A 14,764-nucleotide genomic window follows, 5' to 3' on the forward strand; every position below is an offset into this window, starting at 1 on the left:
TCCAGGAAATCCACGCGATGGAACATCGTGAGTCGCTCCTTGCACTGCGCCAGTATCTCTCCAGCCAGATCCTCGGCCAGGAAAAGCTCATCGAGCGGCTGCTCATCGCCCTGATCGCCGACGGCCACCTGCTGGTGGAAGGCGCACCGGGACTGGCCAAGACCAAGGCGATCAAGGACCTGGCCGAGGGCCTGGAAGCCGAGTTCCACCGCATCCAGTTCACCCCAGACCTGCTCCCGGCCGACATCACCGGCACCGAGATCTATCGCCCGGAAAACGGCAGCTTCGTGTTCCAGCAGGGCCCGATCTTCCATCACCTGGTGCTGGCCGACGAAATCAACCGCGCCCCGGCCAAGGTACAGTCCGCCCTGCTCGAAGCCATGGCCGAGCGCCAGGTCAGCGTGGGCCGCAGCACCTATGACCTGCCGCCGCTGTTCCTGGTGATGGCGACGCAGAACCCCATCGAGCAGGAGGGCACCTACCCGCTGCCCGAGGCCCAGCTCGACCGCTTCCTCATGCACGTGAAGATCGGCTACCCGGAAGCCTCCGTGGAGCGCCGCATCCTCCAGCAGGCCCGTGGCGAAGCGCTGAACGGCGAGACCAAGCCGGAGCGCCGGGTCACCCAGGAAGCCATCTTCGCCGCTCGCCACGAAATCCTCGGCCTGTACATGGCCGACGCCGTGGAGGAGTACCTGGTGCAACTGATCATGGCCACGCGCACCCCGGCCAAGTACGACGCCGAACTGGCCGAGTGGCTGTCCTATGGCGCCAGCCCACGCGGCTCCATCGCCCTGGACCGTTGCGCGCGCGCCCATGCCTGGCTGGCCGGGCGCGACTTCGTCAGTCCCGAGGACATCCAGGCGATGCTCTTCGACGTGCTGCGCCATCGCCTGATCCTCACCTTCGAGGCGGAAGCCGCCGGGATCGACCAGGACCGCGTGGTCCAGCGCATCCTCGACGTGGTCGCCGTCGCCTGACATGCACAATGTCCTGGCGCCCGGCGTGGCCGTCTCGCTCGGCGAGCTGATCGAGATCCGTCACCGCCTGCGCGAAGTCCAGCTGTTTTCCACGCCCTCACGGCGCAGCCCGTTGATCGGCCTGCACCACTCGCGCCTGCGCGGACGTGGCGTGGACTTCGACCAGGTGCGCGTCTACCAGGCCGGCGACGACGTGCGCACGATCGACTGGCGCGTTACCGCGCGCACGCAGGAGCCGCACACCAAGCTGTTCCATGAAGAACGCGAGCGCCCGGTCTACGTGCTGGTGGAACAGAGCGCACGGATGTTCTTCGGCTCCGGGCAAGCCTTCAAGTCCGTGCTCGCCGCCCGCGCCGCCGCCTTCGTCGGCTGGGCTGCGCTGGCGCACAACGACCGCATTGGCGGGCTGGTCTTCACTGACAGCGAATGCCACGAAATCAAGCCGCGGCGCAGCAAGCAGAGCCTGCTGCAGCTGTTCAACCTGATCGTGCGCGCCAATAACGCCCTGCTCGCCGGCTCCAACCTCAGCCACAGCGGTGACGGCTTCGGCATGGCCCTGCGGCGTGCCCGTGAAGTACTGCGCCCCGGCAGCCTGATCATGGTGATGTGCGACGAGCGCGCGCTCAGTGACGTGGCCGAACAACAGCTGTCCCTGCTGGCACGCCACACTGACCTGGTCATGCTGCCGGTATCCGACCCGCTCGACCACGCCCTGCCCGCCGCCGGGCTGTTGAGATTCGCCGAAGGCCAGGCGCAGCTGGAACTGGACACCCACATCGACGAACAGCGCCTGGCCTACCGTGCCCTCGGCGAAGCCCGCCGCGAACGCTGGCAGCGCCTCGCCCTGCGCCTGGGCGTTCCGCTGCTGCCACTGACCACCCAGGAAGAACTGGTGGAGCAGCTGCGCAACCTGCTGGAACAGCACCAACCGGGATACGCCAAATGAATCCCCTCGACCAGCTGCAACCGCTGATCGAACCGGCCGCAGTACCCTGGTGGCCGCCGGCGCCAGGCTGGTGGCTGCTCGCCGCACTGATGCCACTGCTGCTCTGGCTGCTGTGGCGAAACCGCCAGCGCTGGCTGCCCAGGCGCAAGGCAAAAGTCGTCGCAGAGGCTCCGTTGGACCCGTTGCGCGAAGCCGCGCTGGAAGAGCTCAAACGCCTACCACGGCCCTACGATCGCGCACCGGCCGGCCCCTGGCTGCAATCGCTCAACGGTCTGCTCAAACGCCTGTCCCGCGCCCGGTGGCCGGAGAGCCACAGCCACACCCTGAGCGGTCGCGCCTGGCTCGCCTTCCTCGACACCCGTTGCCCGGCCGCCGGCCTGACCCGCTGGATGATCCTGGTGGAAGGCGGCTACCGCGCCGAGTGCAAGCTGGACGACAAGGCCATCGACGGCCTCGCCGCCGCAGTGGAGACCTGGGTGCGCAAGCATGTTTGAGTTCGCTTGGGCCTCGATCTTCCTGCTCGCCCCGCTGCCCTGGGTGATGCGCTTCATCCTGCCGCCGGCCGACAACGGCGAGGCGGCGATCAAGGTCAGTTTCCTCAAGGAACTCGAAGGCCTCGCCGGCCGCCGTGCCCGCGCACGCCTGCCGGCCTGGCGCCAGCAGGCCCCCTTCGCACTGCTCTGGCTCTGCTTGCTGCTGGCCGCTGCGCGTCCGCAATGGGTTGGCGAGCCGCTACCGATCCCCGCCACTGGCCGCGACCTGCTGGTGGCGGTGGATGTCTCAGGCTCCATGGATTACGCCGACATGACGTGGGACGGCGCAGAGGTCAGCCGCCTGCACGCCGTGCAGAAACTGTTCGGTGATTTCATCGAAGGTCGCCGGGGTGACCGTGTCGGGCTGATCCTGTTCGGCACCCGCGCCTACCTGCAGGCGCCGCTGACCTTCGACCGCCACACCGTGCGCATCTGGCTGGACGAGGCGCTGATCGGCATCGCCGGCAAGGACACCGCCCTGGGCGACGCCATTGGCCTGGCGGTCAAGCGCCTGCGCCAGCGCCCGGCCGAGAGCCGCGTACTGGTGCTGATCACCGACGGCGCCAACACCGCCGGCGAGATTTCCCCACAAACCGCTGCCAAGCTCGCCGCCGAAGAACAGGTGAAGGTCTACACCATCGGCATCGGCGCCGATCCCAAGCAGGGCGGCGTCGCCGGGCTGTTCGGCCTCAATCCGGGGCTGGACCTGGACGAGCCGGCCCTCAAGGCCATCGCCGAAAGCACCGGCGGGGAGTACTTCCGCGCGCGCAACGGCGAGGAGCTGCAGCGCATCTCCGACAGCCTCGATCAACTGGAGCCGGTGGAGCAGAAGCCGACCCAGGCGCGCCCGGCCATTGCGCTGTACCGCTGGCCACTGCTGCTGGCCCTGCTGATCAGCGCGGCGCTGGTCGTCGGCACCCTGTGGCCGCCCGAAGACTGGCGCTGGCCGGCCTGGATGACGCGCCTGCAGAAGGAGCGCCGACCATGAGCCACCTCTGGCCGCACCTGCTGCACCCGCTGTGGCTGATCCTGCTGCTGCCGCTCGGCTGGCTGCTGTGGAAGCTCTGGCATCGCGAGCGCCGAGCCGGCCGCTGGCAATTGCTGCTGCCCCAGGCCTTCCATCCGTGGTTGCTGTCCGGCGGCAACGGTCGCCATGAGCGCCGCCCGTGGATCTACCTCGGTATTGCCTGGCTGCTGGCCGTGCTCGCGCTGCTTGGCCCGAGCTGGGAGCAGGTTGAACAACCGACCCTGGAGCGCAGCGACCCGCTGGTGGTGGTGCTGGAACTCACTCCGCAGATGCTCGCCACCGACCTCAAGCCGACCCGTCTGGAGCAGGCCCGGCACAAACTGCTCGACCTGCTGCAGAGCCGCAGCGACGCACAGACCGCCATCGTCGTCTACGCCGGCAGCGCCCACACGCTGGTGCCGCTGTCCAATGACCTGGGCACCGCGCGCAACCTGCTCGACGCCCTCAAACCGTCGATCATGCCCGAACCGGGGGAGCGCGCCGACCTTGCAGTGGCCCAGGCGCGCCGTCTGCTGGACAACGGCGCTGAGGGCAACGGCCGAATCCTGCTGATCACCAGCGCGCTGGACGCCCGCGAGCGCCAGGGCATCCGCCAGGCGCTCAAAGGCAAGGGCAAGGATCTGCTGCTGCTCGCCGTCGGCACCCCTGGCGGCGCGCCCATCGCCCAGGAAGACGGGACCTTCCTCAAGGATGACCAGGGCAACATCCTGGTGCCGCGCCTCGACGAAGGCTCGCTGCGCGCGTTCGCCACCGACATGGGCGGACGCTTCCAGCGCCTGCGCGCCAGCAGCAGCGACCTGCGTTCGCTCGGTCTGCTGGACAGCACCCAGGGCCTGCAGGTGAGCGAAGAGGATGCCCTGCTGCGCCTGCAACGCTGGGCCGACCAGGGCTACTGGCTGCTGTTGCCGTTACTGCTGCTGGCTGCCTGTGCCGGCCGTCGCGGCTGGTTGTTCAGCCTCCCGCTGTTGCTGCCGCTGCTGTGGGCGCCGCCGCAGGATGCCAATGCCTTCGAGTTCAGCGACCTCTGGCTGCGGCCGGACCAGCAGGGCCAGCGTCTGCTCGACGCCGCGCGCCCTGCCGAAGCTGCCGAGCGTTTCGACGACTTCCGCTGGAAAGGCCTGGCGTTGTATCGCGCCGGCGACTATGTCGACGCCGCCCAGGCCTTCGCCCAGGGCGACGCGGCAGCCGATCACTACAACCGCGGCAATGCCCTGGCAAAACAGAACGAACTGGCAGCGGCCATCGACGCCTACGATCAGGCACTGGAGCGCGACCCCGAGCTGGACGTCGCCAAGCGCAACAAGGCGTTGCTCGAAGACCTGCTGCGCCAGCGCAAGGAGAACCCCGCTGGCGACGGTACCGACCAGCCACCGCAGCAGAACCAGGAACCCGCCCAGAGCAGCGATCCCCAGGCCGCCAAGCCGCAGGACCAGCAGCACGAGGAAGAGCACTCGTCCGAGCGCGACTCGCAGCCAGCACCGGCGGCGAAGAATCCTTCGCAGGAAGCCGACCGTCCCTCCGCCAGCCAGAGCGACAAGCCCGGCGAGAACACCCGCGAAGAACAGGAAACCAACCCGGAAGATGCCGGTCCACTGGGAGACGAGCGCCGTCAGGCCCTGGAACAGTGGCTGCGGCAGATTCCCGACGATCCGTCCGAGCTGTTGCGCCGCAAGTTCTGGTACCAGCAACAGCAGCAGCGCCAGGAACCCAACCCATGAAAAGGCTGATTTGCCTGACCCTGCTCTGCCTCGCCGCCTTCCGCGCCGAGGCCAGCCTCACCGCCAGCGTCGACCGTGCGCGCCTGACGGCCGGCGAGAGCGTCGAACTGACGCTGGAGTCCGACGACCCCACGCTGTTCGGCAAACCCGACCTGAAACCGCTGGACGATCAGTTCGTGGTGCTCGGCACTCGCCAGGTCAACCGCCTCACCACACTCAACGGCAAGGCCCAGGCCACCACGCGCTGGATCATCACCCTGCAGCCGCGCAACGAAGGCAAGGTGGAAATCCCCCCGATCCATCTGGGCGGCAACGCCAGCGAACCGATCAGCCTCGACGTGCTCAAGGCCGAAGACAGCGCAGAAGGCCAGAAGCTCGCCCCGGTGTTCATCGACGCCAGCGTCGACCGCGAGGAAAGCTGGGTGCAGGCCCAGGTGATCCTCACCCTTCGCATCTACCACTCGGTATCGCTGTACGACGACAGCAGCCTCAGCCCGTTGCGCATGAACGACGCCCGCGTCGAACAATTGGGCGAACCGCGTACCTACGAGAAGGACATCAACGGCGTTCGCCACGGCGTGATCGAAGTGCGCTACGCGATCTTCCCGCAGAAGAGCGGCGACCTGGAGATACCCGGCCAGACCTTCAAGGCCACCCAGGTGGCCCAGCGCCGCAACAGCGATGACCTCAACCCGTTCGGCCCGCAGCCAGGCAAGCAGGTGCTGGTCACCTCACCGAGCATCCCGCTGCAGATCGATCCCAAGCCCGCCGACTATCCGAAGGACGCACCCTGGCTGCCCGCCCGCTCGCTCAGCCTGACCGAGACCTGGAGCCCGCAGCCGGAGGAAGCCAAGGCCGGCGAGGCGCTGACCCGCAACATCATGCTGCGCGTGGAGGGCCTTTCCGGCGCCCAGCTACCACCATTGCCGATCCCTCTTCCCGAAGGCCTGCGCCACTACCCGGACCAGCCGCAACTGGCCAACGAAAGCAGCGACCAGGGCATGATCGGCAGTCGCGAGGAACGCGAGGCTCTGATCGCCGACAAGGCCGGCCCCGTGGAGCTTCCGCCGGTGGAAATCGTCTGGTGGAACACCCAGGAGCGCCGCGTCGAGCGCACCAGCCTGCCGGCGCGCACGCTGCAGGTCGCCGCCAACTCGCAATTGGAAGAGCACGCCGAGCCTCCTGCCGCCCCCGGCGAAACGGTCATCAGCGATGCGCTGCTGTGGCCCTGGCAACTCGCCTGCGCGCTGCTCAGCCTGACCACCCTGCTCGGCTTCGGCCTGTGGTGGCGTGCCCGCAGCCAGCCGGCTGTGATCCGTGTGGCGCAAGCGGGGCCGAGTACCCGCACGCTGCTCGACGAACTGCGCCGCGCCTGCCAGGCCAACGACTCCCATGCCACCCGCCAGGCGCTGGATGCCTGGGCCCGCCAGCAGCCGGAAACCCTGGCCGACATGGCGGCGCGCTTCGTGCCCTTGTCAGACGCGCTGGACGGCCTCAACGGTGCGCTCTACAGCGACAGCGAGGGCGGTCGCAACTGGCAGGGCGAAGACCTCTGGCGCGCCATCCGCACCCTGCCCGGTGCCGATCCGGATGCACCGCCGTCAGCGGAAGCCAGCAGCCTGCCGCCGCTCTATCCACGTTGACAGCTATGCTGGTTGCATCTCCGCCAGAGGTGCCTCCATGTCCGCCCAACGGCTGATTCCGGCGCTGGCCGCCGGCCTGCTGCTGATTTCCAATGCGCTGTCTGCGGCCGACATCCTGCCGCCAACCCAGCCGCTACAGGGTCCCGGCGGATCGAACTACGCCCACGCCGACGTGCGCCAGTGGCACTTCACCACCGAAGGCAACGAATACTGGGTCTTCACCCCGGACCGGCCCGTACCGTCCAGCGCTCCCATCGTGGTCTTCACCCACGGCTGGAGCGTCATGCAACCCGACCTCTACCGCGCCTGGATCGAGCACATCGTCCGGCGCGGCGCCATCCTCATCTACCCGCGCTACCAGGCGACGCTGAAGACGCCGGCAGCGGAGTTCCTGCCCAACGCCGCCGATTCCGTGCGCCGCGCCCTCGCCGATCTGCAGGCGGGCAAGCTGGAGGTGAGGCCAGAACTGGAGCACGTCGCCTATGTCGGCCATTCGGCGGGTGGGCTGATCGCCAGCGGCTTGGCAGCCTCCTGGCAACGGCTGGGTGTACCGAGGCCTCGGGCGCTGATGGCGGTTGAGCCGGGCAAGAGCAGCGGCCCGCGCTGGCGGCAGGTGCCGTTGGAGCCGCTGGCGAACATTCCCGCCGGCACCTTGCTGCTGGCTGTGTGTGGCGACGAGGACGAACGCGTCGGCTGTGATGACGCACGGCGCATCTACTCGGAAAGCAGCCAGGTCGCTCCGCGCGACAAGGACCTGCTCCTACTGCGCAGTGACCGCCACGGCAGCCCGCCTCTGCTGGCCAACCACGCGGCTCCGACCGCGCCGCGCTTCGATCCGCGCTACCCGCCCAGCGACTCTTCCAGCTGGCTGCTCAATCGCGTGCAGGAACGAGTGAAGCAGCGGCTCAAGCAGGGGCAGCCCTCGGCGCACAACGCGCTGGCGACCGATGCGATGGACTGGTTCGGCCCGTGGAAGCTGTTCGACGCGCTGTGCGATGCAGCCTTCCATGGCCAGGGCCGCGATTACGCCCTGGGCGGCGGAGCGGCGCAGCTGTCCATGGGGCGCTGGAGCGACGGGACACCGGTGAAGGCAATCCTGCGCTTGTCCGCGCCAGCGCCCTGAGAATCCGTCGCCGGTCCGGGTTCGCGAGCAAGCTCGCTCCTACAGACCTGCGCCGGTGCGTTTTTTGTAGGAGCGAGCTTGCTCGCGAACAGTCTCAGCTGCCGCTGCTCTCCATCACCGCGCCCTTGAACACATCGTCCAGCGGCACCTGGTAGCCGATGGCGAGGCGGTTGGTCTCGTTGGCCATGGCCACCACCGCCATCAACTCGCCGAGCATGCTGTCGTCCATCCCGGCCTTGCGCGCCGCCGCACCGTGGGAGCCGATGCAGTAGTTGCAGTTGTTGGTGACGCTGACGGCGACGTAGATCAGCTCCTTCATCAAAGGGTCGAGCTGTCCCGGCCCCATGACTTCCTTGAGGCTGTCCCAGGTGCGCTTCAGGGTCTGCGGGTGGTTGGCCAGAGCCTTCCAGAAGTTGTTCACCCAGTCGATCTTGCGGGTCGCCATGATGTCGTCATAGACGGCACGGACTTCAGGGCTGGCTTCGGCGTACTCGATGAGCTGAAAGGACATGGGGTCTCCTAACGAAAGAGAATAAGAAAAGCAGAATTCAGAATTGGATGACGGAACGAGCGATGGAGAAAGATAAGGCGCTCTCTCCCATCCCCGTCAAGGAATCAGACCCATGCAACGCCTCCCCGCCCTGCTCTTCGCCGCTGCCCTGCTGCCTGCCGCGAGTCAGGCTGCCCAACCTGGCCTGTGGGACACCTACGCCAGCCTCAAGCAGCATGACTGGGTCGACCTGACCCATTCATTCGACAGCAACACGCCGCACTGGAAAGGCTTCGAGCCGATGGGTCGCAAGACGCTCTATACCGTGGACAAGGACGGTTTCCAGGTGGAGTTGTATAGCCACGTTGGCCAATGGGGTACCCACGTCGACCCGCCGGTGCACTTCCATAAGGGCCTGCGCAGCGTCGACCAATTGGAGGTCAAGGAGCAGTTCCTGCCACTGGTGGTGTTCGACATCCACGAGCAGGTGGCGAAGAACCCGGACTACGTGCTCACCCTCGCCGATGTGAAGGCCTGGGAGGCCAAGCACGGGGCAGTACCGGAAGGCTCCTTCGCGGCGTTGCGCACCGACTGGTCGCAGCGCTGGCCGGACCAGGCGAAGATGCAGAACCAGGACGCCAAGGGCGTGGCGCACTACCCGGGCTGGAGCAAGGAGGCGCTGGCGTACCTCTACGAGACGCGCAAGATCACCGCCTCCGGCCACGAGACCACCGACACCGATCCGGGCATCGCCACCAGCAAGGACGACTACTCGCTGGAGTCCTACATCCTGGGCACCAACCACTACCAGATCGAACTGCTCGCCAACCTCGACAAAGTACCCGAAGCCGGCGCACTGGCGGTGGTGAGTTTCCCGAAGATAGCCGAAGGCACGGGCTTCCCGGCGCGGGTGTTTGCGATCCTGCCTTAAGCCAGAACGGCGGCAGAACCTGTAGGAGCGAGCTTGCTCGCGAACCAGGCCCCTGCGCGAGGCTGTTCGCGAGCAAGCTCGCTCCTACGAAGAGCATAAAAAAACGCGGCCCGAGGGCCGCGTTTTTTTATTGCTTGAGCGTCGATCAGTGAACCAGGATCGAAGCCTTCTTCTGACGCACCTTCTCCGGATTGATCAAGAAGCGCGCCAGTGCCGGCAGCAGCCACAGCGCACCGAACATGTTCCAGAGGAGCATGAAGGTCAGCATCAGGCCCATGTCGGCCTGGAACTTGATCGCCGAGAAGATCCAGGTGGCGACGCCGATGGCCAGGCACAGGCCGGTGAACAGCACCGCTTTACCCGTGGACTTCAGGGTCTCGTAGTAGGCCTCCTGCAGGGACAGGCCCTGGCGCAGGAAGGACTCCAGGCGGGTGTAGATGTAGATGCCGTAGTCCACGCCGATACCCACGCCCAGTGCGATCACCGGCAGGGTCGCCACTTTCACGCCGATACCCAGGGTGGCCATCAGCGCATTACCCAGCACCGAGGTGAGGATCAACGGCAGCACGATGCACAGGGTCGCGGCGAAGGAGCGGAAGGTGATCAGGCACATCAGCGCGACGCAGATGTACACCAGGATCAGGATGGTCAGTTCCGAGTGCTTGATCACGTCGTTGGTGGCGGCCTCGATACCGGCGTTACCAGCGGCGAGCTTGAACTTCAGGTCATCCTTCTCGTTGGCCTTGGCGAAGTCCTGCACGACCGCCACAGCGCGGTCGAGGGTCTCGGCCTTGTGGTCGTTGAGGAACACCAGCAGGGGCGCCAGCGAGCAGTTGCTGTTGAACAGGCCTTCGGCGCGGCTGATGGAGTTGTTCAGCACGTCCTGGTTGCGCGACAGCGACTCCCACTTCAGGTTGCCTTCGTTCATGCCCTTGATCATCTGCTTGGAGACGGTGACCAGGGAGATGGCCGACTGCACGCCCTGGGTGTTCTCCAGGCGCCAGGCCAGCTCGTCGATGGCGGACAGGGTCTTGTGGGTGGAGCAGCCTTCGGCTTCGGACGCCACCATCACCACCAGCACGTCGGAGCTGGTCGAGTAGTTGCGGATGATGAAGTCGTTGTCCAGGTTGTAGCGCGAGTCCGGACGCAGTTCCGGTGCGCCCTGGTCGAGGTCGCCGATCTTCAGGTGATGGCCCTGCCACAGGCCGCCGGCGAACATCGCCAGGGCGATGACCACGGAGATCGGCGCCACGGACGGGCTGGCGAAGTTGGACAGGGCACGCCAGAAGGGATGGTCGCGCACGGCGTCTTCCTTGCTGCGCTGCACTGCCTTCTTGCTGATGCCGATGTAGGAGATCGCAACCGGCAGCAGGATCAGGTTGGTGAACACGATCACCGCCACGCCGATGGAGGCGCCGATGGCCAGTTCGCGGATCACGCCGATGTCGATCACCAGCAGAGTGATGAAGCCGACGGCGTCCGCGAGGATCGCGATCATGCCCGGCAGGAACAGCTGGCGGAAGGTGCGGCGGGCGGCCAGCAGCGGGGTCTCCGCGTCACTGGACTGCAGGGCGATACCGTTGATCTTCTGCACGCCGTGGGAAATACCGATGGCGAAGATGAGGAACGGCACCAGCATCGAGTACGGGTCCAGCCCAAAGCCGATGATGTGCAGCAGGCCCAGCTGCCAGATCACCGCCACCAGGGTGGTGGACAGCACGGCGATGGTGGAGCGCACGCACTTGGTGAACCACAGCAGCAGCACCAGGGTGATGACGAAGCAGATGCCGAAGAAGCCGACCACCATCAGCAGGCCGTCGATCAGGTCACCGACCTTCTTGGCGAAGCCGGTGATGTGGATCTTCACGTTGGGGTTCTGCAGCTGGTACTTGTCGCGGATCTTCTCTTCCAGCTCATGGGAGAACTGGCGGTAGTCCAGCTTCATCAGCTTGCCCTGGTCCTTCGGGTCCGGGTAGACCTCCAGCAGCGGCACGTCGACGATGCTCGACTTGAAGTTGTTGGCCACCAGGCGGCCGATCTGGCCGGACTTGAGCACGTTGTTGCGCAGCAGGTCCAGGGCCTTGGCGGAACCGTCGTAGGTCTGCGGGATCACTTCGCCACCGGCGAAGCCTTCCTCGGTCACCTCGGTCCAGCGCACGCTCGGGCTCCACAGCGACTTCATGCCGGAGCGGTCGACGCCGGGGATGTAGAACACCTCGTCATGGATCTGCCGCAGCGTCTCCATGTACTCCTTGGTGAAGATGTCGCCATTCACCGCTTCCACCGAGATGCGCACGGTGTTGCCGAGGTTGGCCAGGTCGTTGCGGTGCTCCAGCATGTTCTGGATGAACGGGTGCTGCAGCGGGATCATCTTCTCGAAGCTGGTGGACGGGCGCACCTGCGTAGCCGACCAGCCGAGGAAAATGGTCACCAGCAGGCACGCGATGATCACGAACGGCCGGTGGGTGAAGATGATGCGTTCCAGGAAAGTCGCCTTGTCCTGTTGATGCTTGTTCAGAGCGTTCATTGCGGCTCCCCGGCTTATTGTTGTTCTGTCAGCTCGGCGCCGGTCGCCGTAGCCAGGTGGATACCGCCCTGGCCGACCAGGACCAGGTTGCCATTGCCGGCCGCACTCACCCCCGCGAGGGACAGGCGGTCCGGACGGTTGACGACACTGAAGCTCACGCCGTCGTCCTTGCTCTCCAGCACGCTGCCGCCATGGCCGACGACGACGATGGTGCCGTCATCCAGCAGGCTGCCTTCAGAGAGGCCGAACTCCAGCTCGCCGCCATTGGCGGTGGGCAGGCTGACCTGCTGCCAGGTGTCGCCGAAATCGGTGGAGCGGAACAGGTGGCCGCGCAGGCCATAGGCCAGGACGGTGCCGACGTGGGTGGTACCGGTGGCGCCGAACAGCGAGCCTTCATAAGGGCCCTGGAGTTTTTCCCAGGTCTCGCCCCAGTCCTTGGAGCGGAACATGCTGCCCGCTTCGCCGACCACGAACAGGCCGGAATCCTTCACCGCCGTGATGGCGTTGAGGTGGAACTGGTCTTCGTTGTCCAGGCGGTCGCTGACGTCTTCCCAGCTCTTGCCGCCGTCGGTGGTTTCCAGCAGCGCGCCATAGGCGCCCACGGCCACGCCGTGGTTCTCGTCCTGGAACCAGATGTCCAGCAGCGGCGCTTCGCGCTTGAGGTCCTCGAACTGGCGCACCCAGGTAGTGCCGCCATCGGTGGTGGCCAGGACCTGGGCATCATGGCCGACGGCCCAGCCTTTCTTGTCGTTGACGAAGAACACCGAAGTCAGCAGCTGGCGGGTCGGCACGGTGGCCTGGGTCCAGCTCTTGCCTGCGTCGTCGGAATAGAGGATGTGCCCGTGATCCCCCACCGCGACCAGGCGCTTGCCGGCATGGGCGATGCTCAGCAGCAGGCTGCTGGAAGCCTTGGCGGAAATGATCGAGTTGGCATCGCTGGCGGCGTCCGTTGCGGCAACGGCATGCAGCGGAGCCAGGGACATCATCAGGAAGGAAAACGCGCCGAGCAGGGAAACCGACTTGCGCGACATCGGGAAGGAGCTTCGCACTCCCGATACGGGCTGCTCGCTCGAAGTGCGCCACAGGGGCTCACGCATATGCCTTTACCTCTTTTTCTTATGCAGGCGGTATGTAGTTTGGAGCTATATAGCCAGCCTTTTCCGGGGCTGACAATTGACGGCACGTTATCTTTTGTTAAGCCCCAGCCGCCTCACTCGAAAGGATGACTGCGTTTTGCCATCTCAGCCGAAAGGCGCGCGGCCGCGGGCTTCCAGCGGGTTGTGCGGTAACACTTTTGCTCCCTCGAGGTTTGCCCGGGCAATGAAAAGCCCCGCCGAGGCGGGGCTCTTTTCGTAGGAGCGAGCTTGCTCGCGAATGTGTCAGCCGGCAGCAACGGTGCTGGGCGGGTTCGCGAGCAAGCTCGCTCCTACACGCCTACGGCGAACTCAGCGGGTGCCGCGGCGACGCAGTGCGGACGGGCTGAAGTAGGAGTCGTCCGGTACAGCCTGGCCGAAGTCGATGGTGCTCGGCTCTTCGTTGTCCAGGTTCTGTACGTGGTAACGACGGGCCTGCAGGTCGTGGAAGGTATCCAGAGCGGTCCAGGTGGTGGGCAGCTCGTAGTAGTTCTTCAGGTAGGCCAGCGATACACGCCACAGCTCGCCGCGACCGTCGTACTGGTCGACTTCGGCGGCGCCCCAGCTGTCCTCGTCCAGGAACAGCACGCGCTTGGAGTAGATGTGGCGCGAGCCCGGCTTCAGGGTGCCTTCGACGACCCACACACGGTGCAGTTCGTAGCGGGTGTATTTCGGGTTCAGGTGGTTCGGGGTCAGCAGATCCTTGTACTTAACCTCAGGGCTGGAGACCTTGTAGTTGTTGTACGGGATGTACATTTCCTTCTTGCCGATCAGCTTCCAGTCGTAGCGGTCCGGCGAGCCGTTGAACATGTCGGTGTCGTCGGCGGTACGCAGGCCGTCGGCGGCAGCGATCGGGGTGTCGTAGGCCAGGTTCGGCGCGCGGCGCACACGGCGCTGACCGGCGTTGTAGCCCCAGGCCTGACGCGGCTCCTTCACCTGGTCGAGGGTCTCGTGGACCAGTGCGGCACCACCGGCCAGGCGAGCCGGGCTCTTGGTGAACGACAGGTAGTAGAACAGCAGGTTGTTCAGGTCCGAGAAGCTCTTGCCCTGGATGTAGTACTTGAACAGCGCCTCCTGCTGCGAGGTCACCAGCGAGTAGTCACCATTGCGCTGCACGGCCACTTCGGACGCGCGACGCACGATGTAGGTGCCGCGGTAGCGGGCGATGTGGTTCCACACCGCTTCCACGCCGTTCTGCGGGATCGGGAACGGAATGCCGCCAAAGGCATCGACGAAACCGTTGCCGCCCTCGGCCAGCTTGGCGCTGGTGGCGTTCTTCAGGGTGTTGTCATACACCCACTGCGGTGCCGAACCACTGCGGCGGCTCGGGTACACCGGCATCTGGAAGGTGTCCGGGTAGGTGGCGAACAGCGCCAGGGTGCCCGGGGTCAGATTGGCCTTGTACTGGTCCAGGTTCGCCTTGGTGATGGTGTACAGCGGCTTGTCGGCGGCGAACGGGTCGATGTGGTGCTGGCCCGGCTTGTAGCCGGCCGGTGCCTGGGTGATGCCACCGGTCCAGGCCGGGATGGTGCCGGCGGCGTTGCCGGCCTTTTCCGCGCCCAGCGGGGTCAGGCTCGACTGCAGCTTGGCCGCATCCTGCGGGGAAACCGCCGCCAGGGCGCTGCCGGCAGACAGGGCCAGGGCCACGGCGGCGCCGACCAGGGTACGCATGTTGCGCATGTTGCTTCTCCGTGAGGGGCGTGCGGCAGGCACTTC

12 protein-coding genes are annotated in these 14,764 nt (G+C 66.1%); 8 read left to right on the plus strand and 4 right to left on the minus strand.

All coding sequences use genetic code 11. The annotated features are described in order from the left end of the window. Nucleotides 1-17 precede the first annotated feature (17 nt). The 7 genes from ACKI1H_RS25075 to ACKI1H_RS25105 are packed head-to-tail and all read left to right on the plus strand — an operon-like array spanning nt 18 to nt 7,967. Nucleotides 18-977, plus strand: a complete 960-nt coding sequence (locus tag ACKI1H_RS25075; protein ID WP_038803712.1) for an AAA family ATPase — start codon at nt 18-20, stop codon at nt 975-977. Nucleotide 978: 1 nt separating this feature from the next. Continuing rightward, a complete protein-coding gene (locus ACKI1H_RS25080) occupies nt 979-1,923 on the plus strand; it encodes a DUF58 domain-containing protein (protein ID WP_440466681.1) in 945 nt (314 codons plus the stop codon). Then, nucleotides 1,920-2,417, plus strand: a complete 498-nt coding sequence (locus tag ACKI1H_RS25085; RefSeq protein ID WP_138525891.1) for a DUF4381 domain-containing protein — start codon at nt 1,920-1,922, stop codon at nt 2,415-2,417. Before ACKI1H_RS25080 ends, ACKI1H_RS25085 begins: the two co-directional genes overlap by 4 nt. Then, nucleotides 2,410-3,444, plus strand: coding sequence for a vWA domain-containing protein (locus tag ACKI1H_RS25090; protein ID WP_440466682.1), 1,035 nt, complete (start codon nt 2,410-2,412; stop codon nt 3,442-3,444). Before ACKI1H_RS25085 ends, ACKI1H_RS25090 begins: the two co-directional genes overlap by 8 nt. Then, a complete protein-coding gene (locus ACKI1H_RS25095) occupies nt 3,441-5,201 on the plus strand; it encodes a VWA domain-containing protein (protein WP_440466683.1) in 1,761 nt (586 codons plus the stop codon). The genes ACKI1H_RS25090 and ACKI1H_RS25095 overlap by 4 nt, the downstream gene beginning before the upstream one ends. Continuing rightward, nucleotides 5,198-6,844 carry a BatD family protein gene (locus tag ACKI1H_RS25100; protein ID WP_440466684.1) on the plus strand — a complete coding sequence of 549 codons (1,647 nt, stop codon included), beginning with the start codon at nt 5,198-5,200 and terminating at the stop codon, nt 6,842-6,844. Before ACKI1H_RS25095 ends, ACKI1H_RS25100 begins: the two co-directional genes overlap by 4 nt. A gap of 37 nt (nt 6,845-6,881) precedes the next feature. Next, nucleotides 6,882-7,967, plus strand: coding sequence for an alpha/beta hydrolase fold domain-containing protein (locus ACKI1H_RS25105; RefSeq protein ID WP_440466685.1), 1,086 nt, complete (start codon nt 6,882-6,884; stop codon nt 7,965-7,967). 94 nt (nt 7,968-8,061) lie between these two features. On the opposite strand, the gene ACKI1H_RS25110 is transcribed toward ACKI1H_RS25105, so the two are convergent. Continuing rightward, a complete protein-coding gene (locus ACKI1H_RS25110; protein WP_440466686.1) occupies nt 8,062-8,478 on the minus strand; it encodes a carboxymuconolactone decarboxylase family protein in 417 nt (138 codons plus the stop codon). 112 nt (nt 8,479-8,590) lie between these two features. Between ACKI1H_RS25110 and ACKI1H_RS25115 the strand changes: the two genes are divergently transcribed. Beyond that, nucleotides 8,591-9,388, plus strand: a complete 798-nt coding sequence (locus ACKI1H_RS25115) for a cyclase family protein (RefSeq protein ID WP_440466687.1) — start codon at nt 8,591-8,593, stop codon at nt 9,386-9,388. A 145-nt stretch (nt 9,389-9,533) separates the two neighbouring features. Here ACKI1H_RS25115 and ACKI1H_RS25120 read toward each other — a convergent pair whose 3' ends face one another. The 3 genes from ACKI1H_RS25120 to ACKI1H_RS25130 all read right to left on the minus strand — a co-directional run bounded on the left by ACKI1H_RS25120 (nt 9,534) and on the right by ACKI1H_RS25130 (nt 14,728). Continuing rightward, entirely contained in the window at nt 9,534-11,915 is a 2,382-nt protein-coding gene (locus ACKI1H_RS25120) for an efflux RND transporter permease subunit (protein WP_138525884.1), read from the minus strand. Between the two features lie 14 nt (nt 11,916-11,929). Then, nucleotides 11,930-12,946 (minus strand): WD40/YVTN/BNR-like repeat-containing protein, encoded by a 1,017-nt coding sequence (locus ACKI1H_RS25125; protein WP_440466688.1) that lies wholly within the window; start codon nt 12,944-12,946, stop codon nt 11,930-11,932. A 414-nt stretch (nt 12,947-13,360) separates the two neighbouring features. Next, nucleotides 13,361-14,728 (minus strand): DUF1329 domain-containing protein, encoded by a 1,368-nt coding sequence (locus ACKI1H_RS25130; protein WP_138525882.1) that lies wholly within the window; start codon nt 14,726-14,728, stop codon nt 13,361-13,363. Between the last annotated feature and the right edge of the window lie 36 nt (nt 14,729-14,764).

Source organism: Pseudomonas sp. YH-1, assembly GCF_051990045.1.
GTDB lineage: Bacteria > Pseudomonadota > Gammaproteobacteria > Pseudomonadales > Pseudomonadaceae > Pseudomonas > Pseudomonas nicosulfuronedens.

Bases quoted from the DNA above. Each gene is read 5' to 3' on its own strand.
- ACKI1H_RS25075 (WP_038803712.1), top strand. From the start codon at position 18: ATGGAACATCGTGAGTCGCTCCTTGCACTGCGCCAGTATCTCTCCAGC.
- ACKI1H_RS25080 (WP_440466681.1), top strand. From the start codon at position 979: ATGCACAATGTCCTGGCGCCCGGCGTGGCCGTCTCGCTCGGCGAGCTG.
- ACKI1H_RS25085 (WP_138525891.1), top strand. From the start codon at position 1,920: ATGAATCCCCTCGACCAGCTGCAACCGCTGATCGAACCGGCCGCAGTA.
- ACKI1H_RS25090 (WP_440466682.1), top strand. From the start codon at position 2,410: ATGTTTGAGTTCGCTTGGGCCTCGATCTTCCTGCTCGCCCCGCTGCCC.
- ACKI1H_RS25095 (WP_440466683.1), top strand. From the start codon at position 3,441: ATGAGCCACCTCTGGCCGCACCTGCTGCACCCGCTGTGGCTGATCCTG.
- ACKI1H_RS25100 (WP_440466684.1), top strand. From the start codon at position 5,198: ATGAAAAGGCTGATTTGCCTGACCCTGCTCTGCCTCGCCGCCTTCCGC.
- ACKI1H_RS25105 (WP_440466685.1), top strand. From the start codon at position 6,882: ATGTCCGCCCAACGGCTGATTCCGGCGCTGGCCGCCGGCCTGCTGCTG.
- ACKI1H_RS25110 (WP_440466686.1), bottom strand. From the start codon at position 8,478: ATGTCCTTTCAGCTCATCGAGTACGCCGAAGCCAGCCCTGAAGTCCGT.
- ACKI1H_RS25115 (WP_440466687.1), top strand. From the start codon at position 8,591: ATGCAACGCCTCCCCGCCCTGCTCTTCGCCGCTGCCCTGCTGCCTGCC.
- ACKI1H_RS25120 (WP_138525884.1), bottom strand. From the start codon at position 11,915: ATGAACGCTCTGAACAAGCATCAACAGGACAAGGCGACTTTCCTGGAA.
- ACKI1H_RS25125 (WP_440466688.1), bottom strand. From the start codon at position 12,946: ATGTCGCGCAAGTCGGTTTCCCTGCTCGGCGCGTTTTCCTTCCTGATG.
- ACKI1H_RS25130 (WP_138525882.1), bottom strand. From the start codon at position 14,728: ATGCGCAACATGCGTACCCTGGTCGGCGCCGCCGTGGCCCTGGCCCTG.